This is a genomic window from Oceaniglobus roseus (assembly GCF_002869745.1).
Taxonomy (GTDB): domain Bacteria; phylum Pseudomonadota; class Alphaproteobacteria; order Rhodobacterales; family Rhodobacteraceae; genus Oceaniglobus; species Oceaniglobus roseus.
Map to the genome: position 1 here is coordinate 12,959 of NZ_PNOS01000050.1, position 14,070 is coordinate 27,028.

At 66.9% G+C, this 14,070-nt stretch carries 17 protein-coding genes; 7 read left to right on the plus strand and 10 right to left on the minus strand.

The features are described 5' to 3' along the window. Window positions 1-19: 19 nt before the first annotated feature. The 7 genes from A7B20_RS19185 to A7B20_RS19215 all read right to left on the minus strand — a co-directional run bounded on the left by A7B20_RS19185 (window position 20) and on the right by A7B20_RS19215 (window position 6,777). Window positions 20-1,072: an ABC transporter ATP-binding protein gene (locus A7B20_RS19185; RefSeq protein WP_102110205.1), complete on the minus strand. Its 1,053-nt coding sequence runs from the start codon at window positions 1,070-1,072 to the stop codon at window positions 20-22. 5 nt (window positions 1,073-1,077) lie between these two features. Beyond that, window positions 1,078-1,914 carry a sn-glycerol-3-phosphate ABC transporter permease UgpE gene (ugpE, locus tag A7B20_RS19190; protein ID WP_102110206.1) on the minus strand — a complete coding sequence of 279 codons (837 nt, stop codon included), beginning with the start codon at window positions 1,912-1,914 and terminating at the stop codon, window positions 1,078-1,080. Window positions 1,915-1,955: 41 nt separating this feature from the next. Continuing rightward, window positions 1,956-2,837, minus strand: coding sequence for a sn-glycerol-3-phosphate ABC transporter permease UgpA (gene ugpA, locus A7B20_RS19195; protein ID WP_102110207.1), 882 nt, complete (start codon window positions 2,835-2,837; stop codon window positions 1,956-1,958). A gap of 45 nt (window positions 2,838-2,882) precedes the next feature. Further along, entirely contained in the window at window positions 2,883-4,187 is a 1,305-nt protein-coding gene (gene ugpB / locus A7B20_RS19200) for a sn-glycerol-3-phosphate ABC transporter substrate-binding protein UgpB (protein ID WP_102110208.1), read from the minus strand. Between the two features lie 192 nt (window positions 4,188-4,379). Continuing rightward, window positions 4,380-6,026 (minus strand): sensor histidine kinase, encoded by a 1,647-nt coding sequence (locus A7B20_RS19205; protein ID WP_157937729.1) that lies wholly within the window; start codon window positions 6,024-6,026, stop codon window positions 4,380-4,382. 81 nt (window positions 6,027-6,107) lie between these two features. Continuing rightward, window positions 6,108-6,665, minus strand: a complete 558-nt coding sequence (locus tag A7B20_RS19210) for an RNA polymerase sigma factor (RefSeq protein WP_102110210.1) — start codon at window positions 6,663-6,665, stop codon at window positions 6,108-6,110. After that, window positions 6,655-6,777 carry a NepR family anti-sigma factor gene (locus tag A7B20_RS19215; RefSeq protein WP_157937730.1) on the minus strand — a complete coding sequence of 41 codons (123 nt, stop codon included), beginning with the start codon at window positions 6,775-6,777 and terminating at the stop codon, window positions 6,655-6,657. Before A7B20_RS19215 ends, A7B20_RS19210 begins: the two co-directional genes overlap by 11 nt. A 131-nt stretch (window positions 6,778-6,908) precedes the next feature. Between A7B20_RS19215 and A7B20_RS19220 the strand changes: the two genes are divergently transcribed. The 3 genes from A7B20_RS19220 to A7B20_RS19230 all read left to right on the plus strand — a co-directional run bounded on the left by A7B20_RS19220 (window position 6,909) and on the right by A7B20_RS19230 (window position 8,479). Beyond that, complete coding sequence (locus A7B20_RS19220; RefSeq protein ID WP_102110212.1) at window positions 6,909-7,736, plus strand: response regulator; 828 nt, start codon at window positions 6,909-6,911, stop codon at window positions 7,734-7,736. Between the two features lie 97 nt (window positions 7,737-7,833). After that, window positions 7,834-8,145 carry an ElaB/YgaM/YqjD family protein gene (locus A7B20_RS19225; RefSeq protein WP_102110213.1) on the plus strand — a complete coding sequence of 104 codons (312 nt, stop codon included), beginning with the start codon at window positions 7,834-7,836 and terminating at the stop codon, window positions 8,143-8,145. 4 nt (window positions 8,146-8,149) lie between these two features. Then, window positions 8,150-8,479, plus strand: a complete 330-nt coding sequence (locus A7B20_RS19230) for a phage holin family protein (protein ID WP_102110214.1) — start codon at window positions 8,150-8,152, stop codon at window positions 8,477-8,479. Here A7B20_RS19230 and A7B20_RS19235 read toward each other — a convergent pair. Next, window positions 8,466-8,840 (minus strand): hypothetical protein, encoded by a 375-nt coding sequence (locus tag A7B20_RS19235; protein WP_102110215.1) that lies wholly within the window; start codon window positions 8,838-8,840, stop codon window positions 8,466-8,468. The genes A7B20_RS19230 and A7B20_RS19235 overlap by 14 nt on opposite strands. Window positions 8,841-8,928: 88 nt before the next feature. Here A7B20_RS19235 and A7B20_RS19240 point away from each other — a divergent pair, with 88 nt between their 5' ends. Further along, complete coding sequence (locus tag A7B20_RS19240; RefSeq protein WP_102110216.1) at window positions 8,929-9,657, plus strand: Crp/Fnr family transcriptional regulator; 729 nt, start codon at window positions 8,929-8,931, stop codon at window positions 9,655-9,657. Here A7B20_RS19240 and A7B20_RS19245 read toward each other — a convergent pair. Next, a complete protein-coding gene (locus A7B20_RS19245) occupies window positions 9,634-10,713 on the minus strand; it encodes a YihY/virulence factor BrkB family protein (RefSeq protein ID WP_216641225.1) in 1,080 nt (359 codons plus the stop codon). The two genes, A7B20_RS19240 and A7B20_RS19245, sit on opposite strands and share 24 nt — an antisense overlap. Before the next feature lie 85 nt (window positions 10,714-10,798). Then, entirely contained in the window at window positions 10,799-10,981 is a 183-nt protein-coding gene (locus A7B20_RS19250; RefSeq protein WP_102110217.1) for a PLDc N-terminal domain-containing protein, read from the minus strand. Window positions 10,982-11,117: 136 nt separating this feature from the next. Here A7B20_RS19250 and rsfS point away from each other — a divergent pair, with 136 nt between their 5' ends. From rsfS to gpmI, 3 genes are all read left to right on the plus strand, one after another. Continuing rightward, window positions 11,118-11,594, plus strand: a complete 477-nt coding sequence (rsfS, locus tag A7B20_RS19255; protein ID WP_425437187.1) for a ribosome silencing factor — start codon at window positions 11,118-11,120, stop codon at window positions 11,592-11,594. 21 nt (window positions 11,595-11,615) lie between these two features. After that, the gene (gene rlmH / locus A7B20_RS19260; protein ID WP_102110219.1) at window positions 11,616-12,086 is read left to right on the plus strand and encodes a 23S rRNA (pseudouridine(1915)-N(3))-methyltransferase RlmH; all 471 of its coding nucleotides are present in this window, start codon (window positions 11,616-11,618) and stop codon (window positions 12,084-12,086) included. Between the two features lie 320 nt (window positions 12,087-12,406). Beyond that, complete coding sequence (gene gpmI / locus A7B20_RS19265) at window positions 12,407-13,930, plus strand: 2,3-bisphosphoglycerate-independent phosphoglycerate mutase (RefSeq protein ID WP_102110220.1); 1,524 nt, start codon at window positions 12,407-12,409, stop codon at window positions 13,928-13,930. Window positions 13,931-14,070 lie beyond the last annotated feature (140 nt).

Below are 14,070 nucleotides of genomic sequence, written 5' to 3' on the forward strand. Positions count from 1 at the left end.
CGCGCCCCGGCGGCGCGGCTCAGAGCCGCTTGCCGCTGTCCGGGGCGAAGAGGTGCAGGCTCTGCTCCGCAGCGCTCAGGCGCAGCCGCTCGGGTGTCTTGCCGATGTGGTGGACGCCCGGCAGGCTGACCACCAGCGGCTCCTTTGTATCGGCGAGGGTGCCGTGAAGCAGGGTGTTCGCGCCCAGCGGTTCGGACAGGTGGAAGACCGCCTCGATGGGCCCGTCGGCGTCCTTCACCAGGTGTTCGGGACGGATGCCGAGCTTGACCGCGCCCCGGTGCGTGCCGTGGCCGGGCAGGACGGCCCCGTTGCCGAGCGTGGCCCCGCCCTCGGCGAGGGTGGCGTCGAGCACGTTCATCGAGGGCGAACCGATGAACTGCGCGGCGAACAGGGTCTTCGGCGTCTCGTAGACCTCGAGCGGCGTGCCGATCTGCTCCACGTGGCCCGCGTTCATCACGATCATGCGGTCGGCCATGGTCATCGCCTCGACCTGGTCGTGAGTGACATAGAGCGCGGTGATGCCGAGCTTGGATTGCAGCTCGCGGATCTCGATCCGCATCTGCACGCGCAGCTTGGCGTCGAGGTTCGACAGGGGCTCGTCGAACAGGAACACGGCCGGCTCGCGGACGATGGCGCGGCCCATGGCGACGCGCTGGCGCTGGCCGCCGGACAGCGCCTTCGGCTTCCGGTCGAGATAGTCGGAGAGCTGGAGGAGCGCCGCCGCCTCCTGCACCTTCGCCTCGATCCGGTCCTTCGGCATCCCCGCGATCTTCAGACCGTAGCCCATGTTCTGGCGCACCGACATGTGCGGGTAGAGCGCGTAGTTCTGGAACACCATGGCGATGTCGCGGTCCATCGGCTCGACATCGTTCACCCGCTTGCCGCCGATCCTGACCTCGCCCGCGGTGACGCTTTCCAGCCCCGCGACCATCCTGAGGAGCGTGGACTTGCCGCAGCCCGAGGGGCCGACGATGACGATGAACTCGCCGTCCGCGATGGCGATGGAGACGCCGTGGATCACCTCGGTCTGGCCGAAGCGCTTCTTCACGTCGTCGAGGTCAACTGTTGCCATGGGTGCTATTTCTCGCTGTCGACAAGGCCGCGGATGAAGAGCTTCTGCATCGACACGACGACGATCACCGGCGGGATCATGGCCAGGATCGAGGTCGCCATGATGACCGGCCAGTCGGCGATGTCGTCGCCCGAGGGGAACATCTGCTTGATGCCCATGACGATGGTGTTCATGTCCGGGTCGGTGGTGATGAGGAGCGGCCAGAGGTACTGGTTCCAGCCGTAGATGAACAGGATGACGAAGAGCGCGGCGATGTTGGTGCGGCTCATCGGCAGCAGGATGTCCCAGAAGAAGCGCATGGGCCGCGCCCCGTCGACCCGCGCCGCCTCGGCCAGCTCGTCCGGGACGGTCAGGAAGAACTGGCGGAACAGGAAGGTGGCGGTGGCCGAGGCGATCAGCGGCAGGATCAGGCCGGAATAGCTGTTCAGCATCCCGAAGCCCGCGACCACCTCGTAGGTCGGCACGATCCTGACTTCCACCGGCAGCATCAGGGTGAGGAAGATCAGCCAGAAGAAGGTCGTGCGGAAGGGGAAGCGGAAATAGACGATGGCGAAGGCCGAGAGCAGCGAGATGATGATCTTCCCGACGGCGATGCCGACGGCCATGATCATCGAGTTGACCAGCATCGTCGCCACGGGGACGTTGACGCCCGAGAACAGCGCCTTGCCGTAGTTCTCGAGGAAATGGCCGCCGGGCAGCAGCGGCATCGGCGGACGGGCGATCTCGGGCTGGGTCACGGTCGAGGCCACGAAGGCCAGCCAGATCGGAAAGAACACCACGAGGACGCCGAGGATCATCAGCAGATGCGTCAGCCAGAGGCCGGTCCCCCGCTTCTCGACCATGCCCGGGGGCGGGTCTTTCCGTGTGTCGTCGCTCCGCGCCATCAGTAATGCACCCGCTTCTCGACGAACTTGAACTGGATCACGGTGAGAAGCCCCACGACGAAGAGCAGGATCACCGACTGCGCGGCCGAGGAGCCCAGGTCCTGGCCCACGAAGCCGTCCTTGAACACCTTGTAGACGAGGATCGTCGTCGCCTGCTGGGGCCCGCCCGCGGTGATGGTGTGGATCACGCCGAAGGTCTCGAAGAAGGCGTAGACGATGTTGACCACCAGCAGGAAGAAGGTGGTGGGCGACAGGAGCGGCAGGACGATGGTGAAGAAGCGCCGCCAGAAGCGCGCGCCGTCGATCGCCGCCGCCTCGATCAGGGATTTCGGCACCGCCTGGAGCGCGGCGAAGAAGAACAGGAAGTTGTAGCTGATGCGCCCCCAGGCCGAGGCGACGACGACGAGGCCCATCGCCTCGCCCCCGTTCAGGACGTGGTTCCAGTCATAGCCGAGGAGGCCGAGATACCACGCAATCACCCCGACGCGGGTGTTGAACATGAAGAGCCACAGCACACCGGCGACGGCCGGTGCGACGGCATAGGGCCAGATCAGCAGCGTGCGGTAGACGCCCGCGCCCTTGATCAGCCGGTCGGCAAGGACGGCGAGGAACAGCGCGGGGATCATCGAGACCAGCGTCACAAGGGTCGAGAAGACGGCCGTGGTGACGAAGGATTCGCGGTAGTACGGATCGGTCAGCAGGTATTCGAAATTGCCGAGGCCGACGAACTGCATCGACAGGCCGAAGGGGTCGGGGATGAACAGCGACTGCCAGATCGCCTGGCCGGCCGGATAGAAGAAGAACACCGCCGAGATCGCCACCTGCGGGGCGATCAGCAGCAGCGGCAGAAGCCAGCCCTTGAACGTGACGCGCTTTTCCATCGCCTCAGCGGACCGCGCCCCCGGAGCCGGGGGCGCGGAACCTCCTTACCTGTTGGCCTGCTCGAAGCGGCGCAGCAGCTGGTTGCCGCGCTCGACCGCGCTGTCCAGCGCCGCCTGCGCGTCCTTGTCGCCGGACCAGACGGCCTCGAGCTCTTCGTCGATGATCCCGCGGATCTGGTCGAAGTTGCCCAGGCGGATGCCCTTCGAGTTCGCCGTCGGCTCGTTCGCGGTCATCTGCTTCACCGCGATGTCGGTGCCCGGATTGGCGTCGTAGAAGCCCTGCTCGCGGGTCAGGTCGGCCGCGGCGCCGGTGATCGGCAGGTAGCCCGAGTCCTGGTGCCACTTCGCCTGCACCTCGGGGGAGGAGAGGAAGTTCAGGAACTCGGCGACACCGACGTAATCCTCGGCCTCGTGACCTTCCATGACCCAGAGCGAGGCGCCGCCGATGATCGTGTTCCGCGGCGCGGCCTCGACGTCGTCCCAGTAGGGCAGGGGGCGGATGCCGAAGTCGAACTTCGCCTCGGCCTTGATGCCGCCGTAGCCGGCCGAGCTTTCGGTGAACAGCGCGCATTCGCCGCCGCGGAAGTTGGCACCGCCCTCGTTGCGGCGTCCGGTATAGACGAACTTCCCGTCCTTGGCCCATTCGCCCATCTTCGCGATGTGCTTGACCTGGAGCGGCTGGTTGAACGTCAGCTCGGTGTCCAGCCCGGCAAACCCGTTCTCCTGCGTCGCGAAGGGCACGTCATGGTAGCCGGACAGGTTCTCCAGGTGGATCCAGCTCTGCCAGGCGGTGACGAGCGGGCACCCGACGCCCGCGTCCTTCAGCTGGGTCAGCACCTCGTCGACCTTCTCCCAGGTCGAGAGATCGACGTCGGGGTCGATCCCGGCCTCCTTCAGCTTGTCGCGGTTGACCCAGAGGACGGGCGTGGACGAGTTGTAGGGCAGCGACAGCATCTTGCCGTCGGAGGTGGTGTAGTAACCGCTGACCGCGCCGATGTAGGCATCGGCATCCCACTCGACCCCGGCGTCGTCCATCACCTGGTACACCGGCTTGATCGCGCCCTTGGCGGCCATCATCGTGGCGGTGCCGACCTCGAACACCATCAGGATGTGCGGCTGCTCGCCCGCGCGGAAGGCGGCGATGCCGGCGTTCAGCGTTTCCGAGTAGTTGCCCTTGAAGGTCGGGACGACGGTGTATTCGTCCTGGCTTTCGTTGAACAGCTCGGCCTGGGCGACAAGGCGGTCGCCGTTGGCGCCGGTGAAGGCGTGCCAGAACTGGATCTCGGTCTGTGCATATGCCTGCCCGCTCAGGGCGACGGCCGCCGCGAAGGCGGAGATTGCGATTTTCATGGTATCCTCCCTGCGGCCATGGCCGCGATTCCCTTGTCCTTCATGGATACCGGAACTTGCGGCCGAGAACAGCCCTTCTTGGCCATGTCATAAACTCTTTACAATCAGGGGCTTGCGGGCGGGCGGCGGACATTGTGCCGCAGGGGTGCCCTCGGCGTGGGCCGGATCGGCCGCGGGGCCGGGACGACGCGCCTAGCTGTCGGCGTTGGTGAAATCGGCGGGCTGGAACGTCACCTTCACCTCGAAGGCGTCTCCGGCCTCGCCGATCTCGCTGGTGCCGCCCAGCTGCATCACGAAGGCCCCGATCAGCTGCGAGCCGAGGCCAGACACCGTCTCTTCGGGGACTTCCAGCAGCGGCGTGCCGATCGAGTTGCGCACCGACAGGACGATCTCGCCCGGTCCGCTGCCCAGCAGCGACACCGTCACCCAGGGCAGTCCCGAGGGCGGGCGGCCGATGTACTTGAAGGCGTTGGTCACCGCCTCGGTCACCAGCAGGGACAGCGGCACCGCCTGGTCGGGATAGAGCAGCACCGGCTGCGTCTCGAGCGAGAACTCGATCCGCTCGCCGGGGATCACCGAGGAATTGGCGAGCTGGCGCGAGATGTCCGAGATCAGCTCGTCCGCGCGGACCTCGGAGAAGACGTTGGCCTGGTAGAGGCTGCGATGCACGGTGGCGAGACCCATCACCCGGTCCTGCAGCCGCTTCAGCATGAACTTGGATTCCGGGTGCTTCGACTTCCGGATCTGCATGTTGGTGATCGACGCGATGAGCTGGAGGTTGTTCTTCACCCGGTGGTGCACCTCCTTCAGCAACACGTCCTTCTCGTGCAGCAGGTTCTCCTGGTCGGCCTCGTCCCGCAGGATCTGGTCGGTCATCTGCGAGAAGGCGTCCATCACCTCGCGCAGCTCGGCCGGCACCTCGTCGCTCGGGGCGGTGGTGCGGATGCGGCGCGAGGCGGTGAAGGCGCGGATGTCGCGGCGCAGGGTGCGGATGTGGCGGATCACCAGGCGGTGGACCGCGACGAAGGCCACGGTGAGGCTGGTGAGCCACATGATGATCGGGAAGGCGACGGCCGACAGCAGCCGCGCCGGACCGACCACCCCCTCGGACGCCGGCCAGAGGGCAAGAGCGAAGATCTGGTCGCTGACCAGCGGCACGGCCGTGTAGATGCGCGGATGGCCGGTCGAATCGCGGTCGCGGAACACGACGCCCTTGCTGACCGTCAGCGCCTTCAGCGAGCGCGAGGCGGGGATGCGCGAGGCGACGGATTGCAGCCCCGCCTCGGAGGTCAGGGGATTGCCGACGGCGTCGAAGGTCAGGATGTCGAGGGGCGACAGCTTCTGCTCGGACACCGATTCCAGCGCGATGGCGGTGTGCGGCACCGTGAGGCTGATATAGCCGATGGGCCTGCCGTTCTCGAACACCGGCTGCACGACGAGAATCGCGGTCCGCTTGGTGATCGCGGTCTGCGGGCTGATCGTCACGACCTGCCGGGGATTTTCCTTGAACGAGAGGAACGAGGGCCGTTGCGACAGGTCGGTTCCCGTGCCCGACGAGGCGCAGACCGCCGTCCCGGTGTTGTCGATGAAGCCGGCCCAGACGATGTTGTCGCTGGACTCGGTCACGTCCTGCATGTGGGCGCTGCAACCCTCGGGGCTGTCCAGCAGCTCGGGCATGAACAGCGCCAGCGACTCGGCGATGCCGAGGGTGCGGGTGATGATCCGGCGCTCGGCCGCGGCGGCGTTCAGCGTCTCGCCCAGCAGGGCGGACTCGATGCTCTGGTTCGCCTCGTCGATCACCCGGTAGGTCTGCAGGACCGCGATGATGCCGATGGGCAAAAGCGACAGCCCAAGCAAAACGACCAGCCTGAATCCAAGCCGGTCGAATGTACCGAAACCGCGTCCACCGGGGACCACCCGTCAGCCCTGTTGCGGGGAAGCTGCCAGGACCGACGCCGTGTTTGCGTCGCTGATTGTCGGATCCTCCCCCTCGGACAAGTGGAGGAGCTCGGCCAGACGTTTTCGGCCGCGGTTGGCGCGGCTCTTGATGGTGCCGACGGCGACGCCGCACATCTCGGCGGCCTCCTCGTAGGCGAAGCCCGAGCCGCCGACGAGGATCAGCGCCTCGCGCTGCTCCACCGGCAACTGCTCGAACGCGGTGCGGAAATCGTTGAGGGCGAGGCGGCCGTCGTGGTCCGGCTTAACCGCCAGCCCCGCGGCCATGATCCCGTCGACATCCGCCACCTCCCGCTTCACCTTGCGGCGGCTGGAATAGAAGGCGTTGCGCTGGATCGTGAACAGCCAGGCGCGCAGGTTCGTGCCGGGCGTGAAGGACTTGATGCTCTTCCACGCCTTCTCGATCGTGTCCTGCACGAGATCGTCGGCGGCCGACGGGTTTCGGGTCAGCGACATGGCGAAGGCCCGCAGGGCGGGCAGGTGTTCGACCATCTCTTCCCGCGGGTCGCGGTTATTTTTCATCGGAACTGTCCTGCTGGCGAAGCTTGTCCAGCAACTGCTTGAACCGGTCGGGTACGTCGTCCTTCTCGACCTCGCGGTACACGCGACGCAGATTTTCGTCGATCTGCTTCATGAGGTTCGAAGGATCCTTTTCAGAGCTCATTATGGGCATTTCGCTTGTATTATTGCGCAGCTTCGGGAACCAACGCCGCCTGAACGCGTTCGGTTCCGACTGCCGCGAGAATTTCCAAGGAACGACACCGCATGAATTCGACCCCGCACGAAACCGATCTTTCAACCCAGATTGGGGGGGATCTGCCCTATCTACGCCGCTATGCGCGGGCACTCACAGGCAGCCAGGAGACCGGAGACCGCTATGCCGCGGCCACACTGGAGGCCATACTGGTCGACAGATCCATCTTCGACAAGGCTTTTGCGCCAAAGGTTTCCCTGTTCCGCGCCTTTCACATGATCTGGTCCACGGCAGGCGCGCCCACCGCCGACACCGAGGATCCGGTAACGCGGCTCGAGTCCGCGGCGCTGGACCACATGTCGGGCCTGACCAACAACAGCCGCGAGGCGCTGCTGCTCTCGACGATCGAATCCTTCAACAACGCCGAGATCGCGCAGGTCATGGACCTGAACGAACACGAGGCGCAGGAACTGATCGACATCGCCATCGCCGAGATGGAGCGTTCGATGGCCGGCAAGGTGATGATCATCGAGGACGAGGCGATCATCGCCATGGACATCCACTCGATCGTCTCCGACATGGGCCACGAGGTCACGGGCATCGCCCGCACCCGCGCCGCCGCGGTGGACCTCGCCAGCAAGAAGCGCCCGGACCTGATCTTGGCCGACATCCAGCTGGCCGACAACTCCTCCGGCATCGACGCCGTGAACGACATCCTGTCCCAGTTCGAGGAAATGCCGGTGATCTTCATCACCGCCTTCCCCGAGCGCCTGCTGACCGGCAACAAGCCGGAACCGGCCTTCCTGATCTCGAAACCCTACTCCGAGGATCAGGTCCGCTCGGCCGTCAGCCAGGCGATGTTCTTCTCGAGCACGGAAACACTGAAGTCGCCCCTGTGAGGCGTGCCCGGCGCGGCCCGACCGGGGCCGTGCCGCGGAACATTCCGGGCATTTCTGCGTTGCAGCACCAGACGTTTCGACCCTTGGAGGGAATGACATGGCCACCATCAAAGAACAGACCACCGAAGACCTTGCGCGCCAGATCGAGCAGCTGAAGGCCGACATCGGTTCGCTGACCAAGACGATCACCGACCTCGGCAAGTCGAGCGGCAGCGATTTCGCCCGCACGGCACGGGAAAAGGCCGCTGCGGCGCGCGAGGCGGGCGAGGACCAGGTCGCCTATCTCCAGCGCCAGGCCCGCGACAGCCTGACCGAGGCCGAGACCTACGTGCGCACGAACCCCGGCACCGCGCTCGGCATCGCGGCGGGCATCGGCTTCCTGATCGGACTCCTCGGCTCCCGTCGCTGAGACGATGCTTCAGTACTTCCTCTTCCCGGTGCAGCACGCCCTGCGCCGGGCGGCCCGCAGGGCGGTCTTCGGGACCGTCGCGGGCCTTCTCATGCTGGTCGGTGCGGCCTTCCTGACGCTCGCCGCCTGGATCTATCTCGCCAGCGTGCTCGGCATCTTCTACGCCGCACTGGTGCTTGGCCTCGTGTTCGTCGGGATCGGCCTGATCGTGCTCGCCATCGGCCTGCGGCCGCCGCGCTACAGGCATCCGCCCCCGCCGGTCGCGCAGCCGACGACCCTCGTCAGCGCCTTCCTCAGCGGCATCGCGGCCGGGCAGGGTCTCAGACGGAAGTGACCCGCCGGAACATCCGGTGCACGGTCTCGGAGGTGAATGGCGCCTCGAGGAAGGGCAGCGCGTCGAGTTGATCCTCCGGCGCGTCGTCGCCATGCAGCACCACATGCGGAATCGCCGCACGCATCCGCGCGAGCAGGTTCCGGTCGTCCTGCTTCACCAGGTTCTGCGGAACGATGGCCATGAAGAAGGGGCCGTGGGCGTCCAGCACGGCCCCGGCCTGTTCCTTCGATGTGACGACCACGATGTCGAGGTCGCTCTGGATTTCGCAAAGGCTCTCGGCAAGATCGTTGGCGATGACGAACTGTGGTTCGAAGATGAGAACCGAACGATCACCAGAGTGCCGAGGCACTTCGGGGGTCATATCTTGAATCAACCTTCTTCAGTTGCAGAAGGTATGGATCAAATCCCGCATCGGTGCATTAATCTATGACATACCCGCGGAGTTTTGGATGGCGACGAAGTGCGAGAACTGTCCCCTGAGAAAGTTGAAGGTCTTCGACCCGCTCACGGATGACGAGGTCGCCTTCATGACGCGGTTCAAGACCGGCGAGCTTTCGGTCGAGGCGGGCTCGCAACTGCTGATGGACGGCTCGAACTCGCCGCAGCTCTTCACCGCCCTGTCGGGCATGGGGTTGCGCTACAAGACGCTGGAGGACGGGCGCCGCCAGGTGGTGAATTTCGTTTTTCCCGGCGATTTCCTCGGGATGCAGGCCGGCATCATGGGCGAGATGCAGCATTCGGTCGAGGCCACGACGCGCATGACGCTCTGCGTCTTCAGCCGCAACGACATCTGGTCGCTGTTCAAGAGCCACCCGTCCCGGGCCTTCGATCTGACCTGGGTGGCGGCGACGGAAGAGCATTTCCTGGGCGATGCGCTGGCCACGATCGGCCAGCGCACGGCGATCGAGCGCATCGCCTGGGCGATGGTGCGCATCTTCGCGCGCGGCAAGTCGCTTGGCATGACGTCGGGTCAGACGATGCCGCTGCCGTACCGCCAGCAGGACCTGGCCGATGCCCTTGGGCTGTCGCTGGTCCACACGAACAAGACCATCGCGAAGCTGCGCGAGCGTCAGACGATGTCCTGGCACGACGGCAAGCTGCACGTGATGAAGCTGGAGGAACTGGCCGCCATCGCGCAGTGCGAGACCGACGATCTAAAGAGGCGCCCGCTGATCTGACCCGTCGGCCGTTGCCGCGCCGGGTTCGACGCCGTCCCCCGCGCCGCTCGGAGGTGCATCCTCCGTGCGCTCCTCGTCCGCCTGCGCCGCCTCCGGATCTCCGTCACGTCCATCGGCCTCCGGCTCGTCGTCGCCGGACGTTTCCGCGTCGGAAACCTCCGCCGACGGTGCGGGGGCCAGCGGGTCCACCGGGGGGCGGCCGATGGTCTTGCGCCCCATCCGGGCAGCCCGTCGGGCGCGGTCCAGTTCGGCGTTCAGGAAAGCGCCCAGCAGCACGACGAAGGCGCTGAGATAGAGCCACATCATCAGCGCGATCACCGCGCCGAGCGCGCCGTAGATCTCGTTGTATTTCCCGAAGTTGGTCAGGTAGAGCGAGAAGCCCCAGGACACCGACACCCAGATGACCACCGCCACCACCGCGCCCGGCGTCAGCCATCCAGGGCGCTGGCCGCGCCGGTTCGGCCCGTAGCGGTAGATCATCGCGAGACCCGCCAGCACCACCGCGACGACGATGCTCCAGCGCGCGGCCGACAGCGCCAGCTGGGTCAGGGGGCCGAGCGGCAGGAAGACCAGCACGATCGGCGCCACGACGACCGAGCCGAGCGCGACCAGCGCGACCCCGACCAGCGACAGCGTGACGCCGACGGCCACGACCGTCTGGCGCATGCTGTTGCGGTTGCTGACCCGGTAGATCGCGTTCAGGCCCCGGATCAGCGCCGCCACCCCGGCGCGCGACGACCAGAGCGCGGCCGTGGTCGAGATCGCCGTCGTCCAGCCGAGGGCGCTGGAGGTCGTCAGGATCAGCTGGTTGATCTGGGTGTCGAGGATGTCGAAGGCATCCTCGGGCACGAAATTGCGCAGGAGTTGCAGCTGGTTGTCGACGATCAGAGGATCCGCGAACACGCCCCAGAGCGCGATCAGCGCCGCCACCCCGGGGAAGATCGCCAGCATGCCATAGAAGGCGACACCGGCCGAGATCAGGCCGAGGTTCAGCTCGTGCATGCCCTGGAATACGGACCACGAGGCCCTCCACCAGATCTTCCATTCCGGCGTCATGGCGGGGCCTCCCTGCCGACCCGACGCGCGGGCCCCGCGAGAGGTCCGGGCGAGGGTTCCGTCGCGCCCCGTCCCGCCGCCCGGATCAGGCGGCTGCGCTGCGCGGGCCCGCGAAGAACCAGATGATGAAACCGATCACCGGAAGGATGAGAACGAGAAGGATCCACAGGACCTTGGTTCCCGTCGTCTCCCGGGACCCGAAAATCGAAACGAGCGCCCAGATATCAAGCACGAGGACGATCAATCCTCCGAGTCCGCCGAGGCCCATGGTGGTATTCTCCAATACGATCGTTGCCGATGCGCAACGCCGAAACGCGTCCGCGGGTTCCCTAGCGGCTCGCGGTTCGCGCGTTCCGCCGATCGGCAGGGGCGCCATTGAGATTGCGGGGCCGCGATGCTATGTTGTGTGCACGCTCTGCGCCGGAGCCTCCCGGCGCGCCACGAAGGAGGACGATGTCCTGTCTCTGTCCCATGACGCAGCCCATGCCAAGGCTGCCCGGAACCCCGGCATGAGTTCCGCGGTTCCCACGCTCTCAAGCGAGCAACTGCTTGACCACATCCTGACATCGCTGGACGACGAAAAGGCCGAAGAGGTCGTGACGGTCGATCTGCGCGGCAAGTCCGAGATGGGGGATTACATGGTCATCTGCTCGGGGCGCTCCTCGCGGCAGGTGACGGCGATTGCCCAGAATCTGGTGGATCACCTGAAGCAGGACTTCGGCCGCGCCAGCAAGGTCGAGGGCAAGGATACCGGCGACTGGGTGCTGATCGACACGGGCGACGTGATCGTCCACGTCTTCCGTCCCGAGGTGCGCGAGTTCTACCAGTTGGAGAAGATGTGGCTCTCGCCCGCCGACCAGAAGGGCGCCGTGCCGGTCTGACCGCGGTCTGACCGGCCCGCCATGAGACTGCACGTCTGCGCCGTCGGCCGCGCCCGCGCGGGGGCGGAGAAGGATCTGACCGAGGACTATCTTGCCCGGCTCGGCAAGGTCGGCCGGGGCGTGTCGCTCGGCCCCGCCGTCCTGCACGAGGTCGAGGACCGCAAGGGCGGCGGGATGGCTGCCGAGGCGGAACTCCTTCTGCGGGCGGTGCCCACCGGGGCGCTCACCTGCGTGCTGGACGAGCGGGGGCAGGAGATGTCCTCGCCCGACTTCGCCGCGCTTCTCGCCCGCTGGCGCGACCAGGGGCGGCAGGACGCGGCCTTCCTGATCGGCGGCGCCGACGGCCTGGACCCCGCTTTGCGCGCCCGCGCCGATGCGGCGCTGTCCTTCGGCGCGATGGTCTGGCCGCACATGCTGGTGCGCGCGATGCTCGCCGAACAGCTCTACCGCGCCGCCTCGATCCTTGCCGGGACGCCCTATCACCGCGCCTGACCTTCGCCCTTCGCGCGGGACCGGTTTCCTCGAGGAAACCGGACCATTTTCCTCGAGGAAAATGGGGCCCCCCGGGCCAGCCTCCGGCCTTGGGGCGCTATGTCGGTGCTGGCACCGTTCCGGTTTCCTTGAGGAAACCGACCCATTTTTCTCGAGAAAAATGGGCTCCTGCGGTGGGGGCGGGACCAGGATCGGCCTGCGGACGCCTCCGGCGGAAGCGGTTCGCGCAGGATGGCGCCGCGCGGAGAGCGCCGCAATTCGGCGGTCGAAATCCCGGGCGATCCGCGCTAGACCGAGGCGCAAACGCGAAGAGGTGCGCCATGAGAGTTCCGAAACCCGTCGTCCTTTGCATCCTCGATGGCTGGGGCATCAACCCCGACACCTCCGCCAATGCGCCCGCCCTGGCCGAGACGCCGACCTTCGACCGGATCATGGCCGAATGTCCCCATGCCACGCTCACGACCCACGGCCCCGACGTGGGGCTGCCGACCGGGCAGATGGGCAATTCCGAGGTCGGGCACACCAACATCGGCGCGGGCCGGGTGGTGGCGATGGATCTCGGGATGATCGACCTCGCCATCGAGGACGGCTCCTTCGCGGCGAAGGCGCCGCTCTGCGCCTTCATCGAGGCGCTGCAGGACAGCGGTGGCACCGCGCACCTGATGGGCGTCGTGTCGGACGGCGGGGTGCACGGACATCTCGACCACATCGCCGCGGCGGCGCGGGTGATCGCCGGGGCAGGGGTGCCGGTGGTGGTCCACGGCATCACCGACGGGCGGGACGTGGCGCCGAAATCGGCCGCCGGTTATTTCGAGACGCTGGAGGCGAAGCTGCCCGAGGGGGTGGAGATCGCCACCGTGATCGGGCGCTATTTCGCCATGGATCGCGACAACCGGTGGGACCGGGTCGAACAGGCCTACGACGCCATGGTGCGCGGTCAGGGCAAGGCCGGGGCCGAAAGCCCAACGGCGGCCGTCGAGGCGGCCTATGCCGCCGACAGGACCGACGAGTTCATCCCGGCCACCGTCGTCGGCGGCTATTCCGGCATGAAGGAGGGCGACGGGTTCTTCTGCCTCAACTTCCGCGCAGACCGGGCGCGGGAGATCCTGGCGGCCATCGGCTTCGAGGACTTCGACGGGTTCGACCGGGGCGCGCGGCCGAAGCTCGCCGCGCGGCTCGGGATGGTCGACTACTCCACCGATCACAACGCGGTCTGGGAGACCGTCTTCCCCAAGCAGGTCATCGCCAACACGATAGGCGAATGGGTGGCGAAGCACGGCCGCTCGCAGTTCCGACTGGCGGAGACCGAGAAGTATCCCCACGTCACCTTCTTCCTGAACGGCGGCAAGGAGACGCCCTACGAGGGCGAGGAGCGGGCGATGCCGAAATCGCCCGATGTCGCGACCTACGACCTGAAGCCCGAGATGTCCTCGGTCGAGGTCACCGACCGCTTCGTCGAGGCGATCGAGCGGCCGTTCGACCTGATCGTCTGCAACTACGCCAACCCCGACATGGTGGGCCACACCGGCAGCCTGGAGGCCGCCATCGCCGCCTGCACCGCCGTGGACGCGGGGCTCGCGCGGGTGGTCGAGGCGCTGGAGAAGGCGGGGGGCGCGATGATCGTCACCGCCGACCACGGCAACTGCGAGACCATGGTCGACCCCGAGACGGGCGGACCCCACACCAGCCACACGACCAACCCGGTGCCCGTGGCGCTGTTCGGCGGCCCCGAGGGCGCGCGGCTGGCGGACGGGCGGCTCGCCGACCTCGCGCCGACGCTGCTTGAGCTCATGGGGCTGGAGCAGCCGGAGGAGATGACCGGAAAGAGCCTGATCGTCCGATGATCCCGCGTGCCGTCGTCCTGGCCCTGATGCTCGCCGCCCTGGCCCCCGTGGCCGGGGCGCAGACAGATCCCGGCGCGATCGCGCGGCGGGCGGCCTCGGCCCTGGACGAGGCGGCGCGCGGTCTGGCGGCGGCGGACGGC

Bases quoted from the DNA above. Each gene is read 5' to 3' on its own strand.
- A7B20_RS19185 (WP_102110205.1), bottom strand. From the start codon at position 1,072: ATGGCAACAGTTGACCTCGACGACGTGAAGAAGCGCTTCGGCCAGACC.
- ugpE (WP_102110206.1), bottom strand. From the start codon at position 1,914: ATGGTCGAGAAGCGGGGGACCGGCCTCTGGCTGACGCATCTGCTGATG.
- ugpA (WP_102110207.1), bottom strand. From the start codon at position 2,837: ATGGAAAAGCGCGTCACGTTCAAGGGCTGGCTTCTGCCGCTGCTGCTG.
- ugpB (WP_102110208.1), bottom strand. From the start codon at position 4,187: ATGAAAATCGCAATCTCCGCCTTCGCGGCGGCCGTCGCCCTGAGCGGG.
- A7B20_RS19210 (WP_102110210.1), bottom strand. From the start codon at position 6,665: ATGAAAAATAACCGCGACCCGCGGGAAGAGATGGTCGAACACCTGCCC.
- A7B20_RS19215 (WP_157937730.1), bottom strand. From the start codon at position 6,777: ATGAAGCAGATCGACGAAAATCTGCGTCGCGTGTACCGCGAGGTCGAG.
- A7B20_RS19220 (WP_102110212.1), top strand. From the start codon at position 6,909: ATGAATTCGACCCCGCACGAAACCGATCTTTCAACCCAGATTGGGGGG.
- A7B20_RS19225 (WP_102110213.1), top strand. From the start codon at position 7,834: ATGGCCACCATCAAAGAACAGACCACCGAAGACCTTGCGCGCCAGATC.
- A7B20_RS19230 (WP_102110214.1), top strand. From the start codon at position 8,150: ATGCTTCAGTACTTCCTCTTCCCGGTGCAGCACGCCCTGCGCCGGGCG.
- A7B20_RS19235 (WP_102110215.1), bottom strand. From the start codon at position 8,840: ATGACCCCCGAAGTGCCTCGGCACTCTGGTGATCGTTCGGTTCTCATC.
- A7B20_RS19240 (WP_102110216.1), top strand. From the start codon at position 8,929: ATGGCGACGAAGTGCGAGAACTGTCCCCTGAGAAAGTTGAAGGTCTTC.
- A7B20_RS19245 (WP_216641225.1), bottom strand. From the start codon at position 10,713: ATGACGCCGGAATGGAAGATCTGGTGGAGGGCCTCGTGGTCCGTATTC.
- A7B20_RS19250 (WP_102110217.1), bottom strand. From the start codon at position 10,981: ATGGGCCTCGGCGGACTCGGAGGATTGATCGTCCTCGTGCTTGATATC.
- rlmH (WP_102110219.1), top strand. From the start codon at position 11,616: ATGAGACTGCACGTCTGCGCCGTCGGCCGCGCCCGCGCGGGGGCGGAG.
- gpmI (WP_102110220.1), top strand. From the start codon at position 12,407: ATGAGAGTTCCGAAACCCGTCGTCCTTTGCATCCTCGATGGCTGGGGC.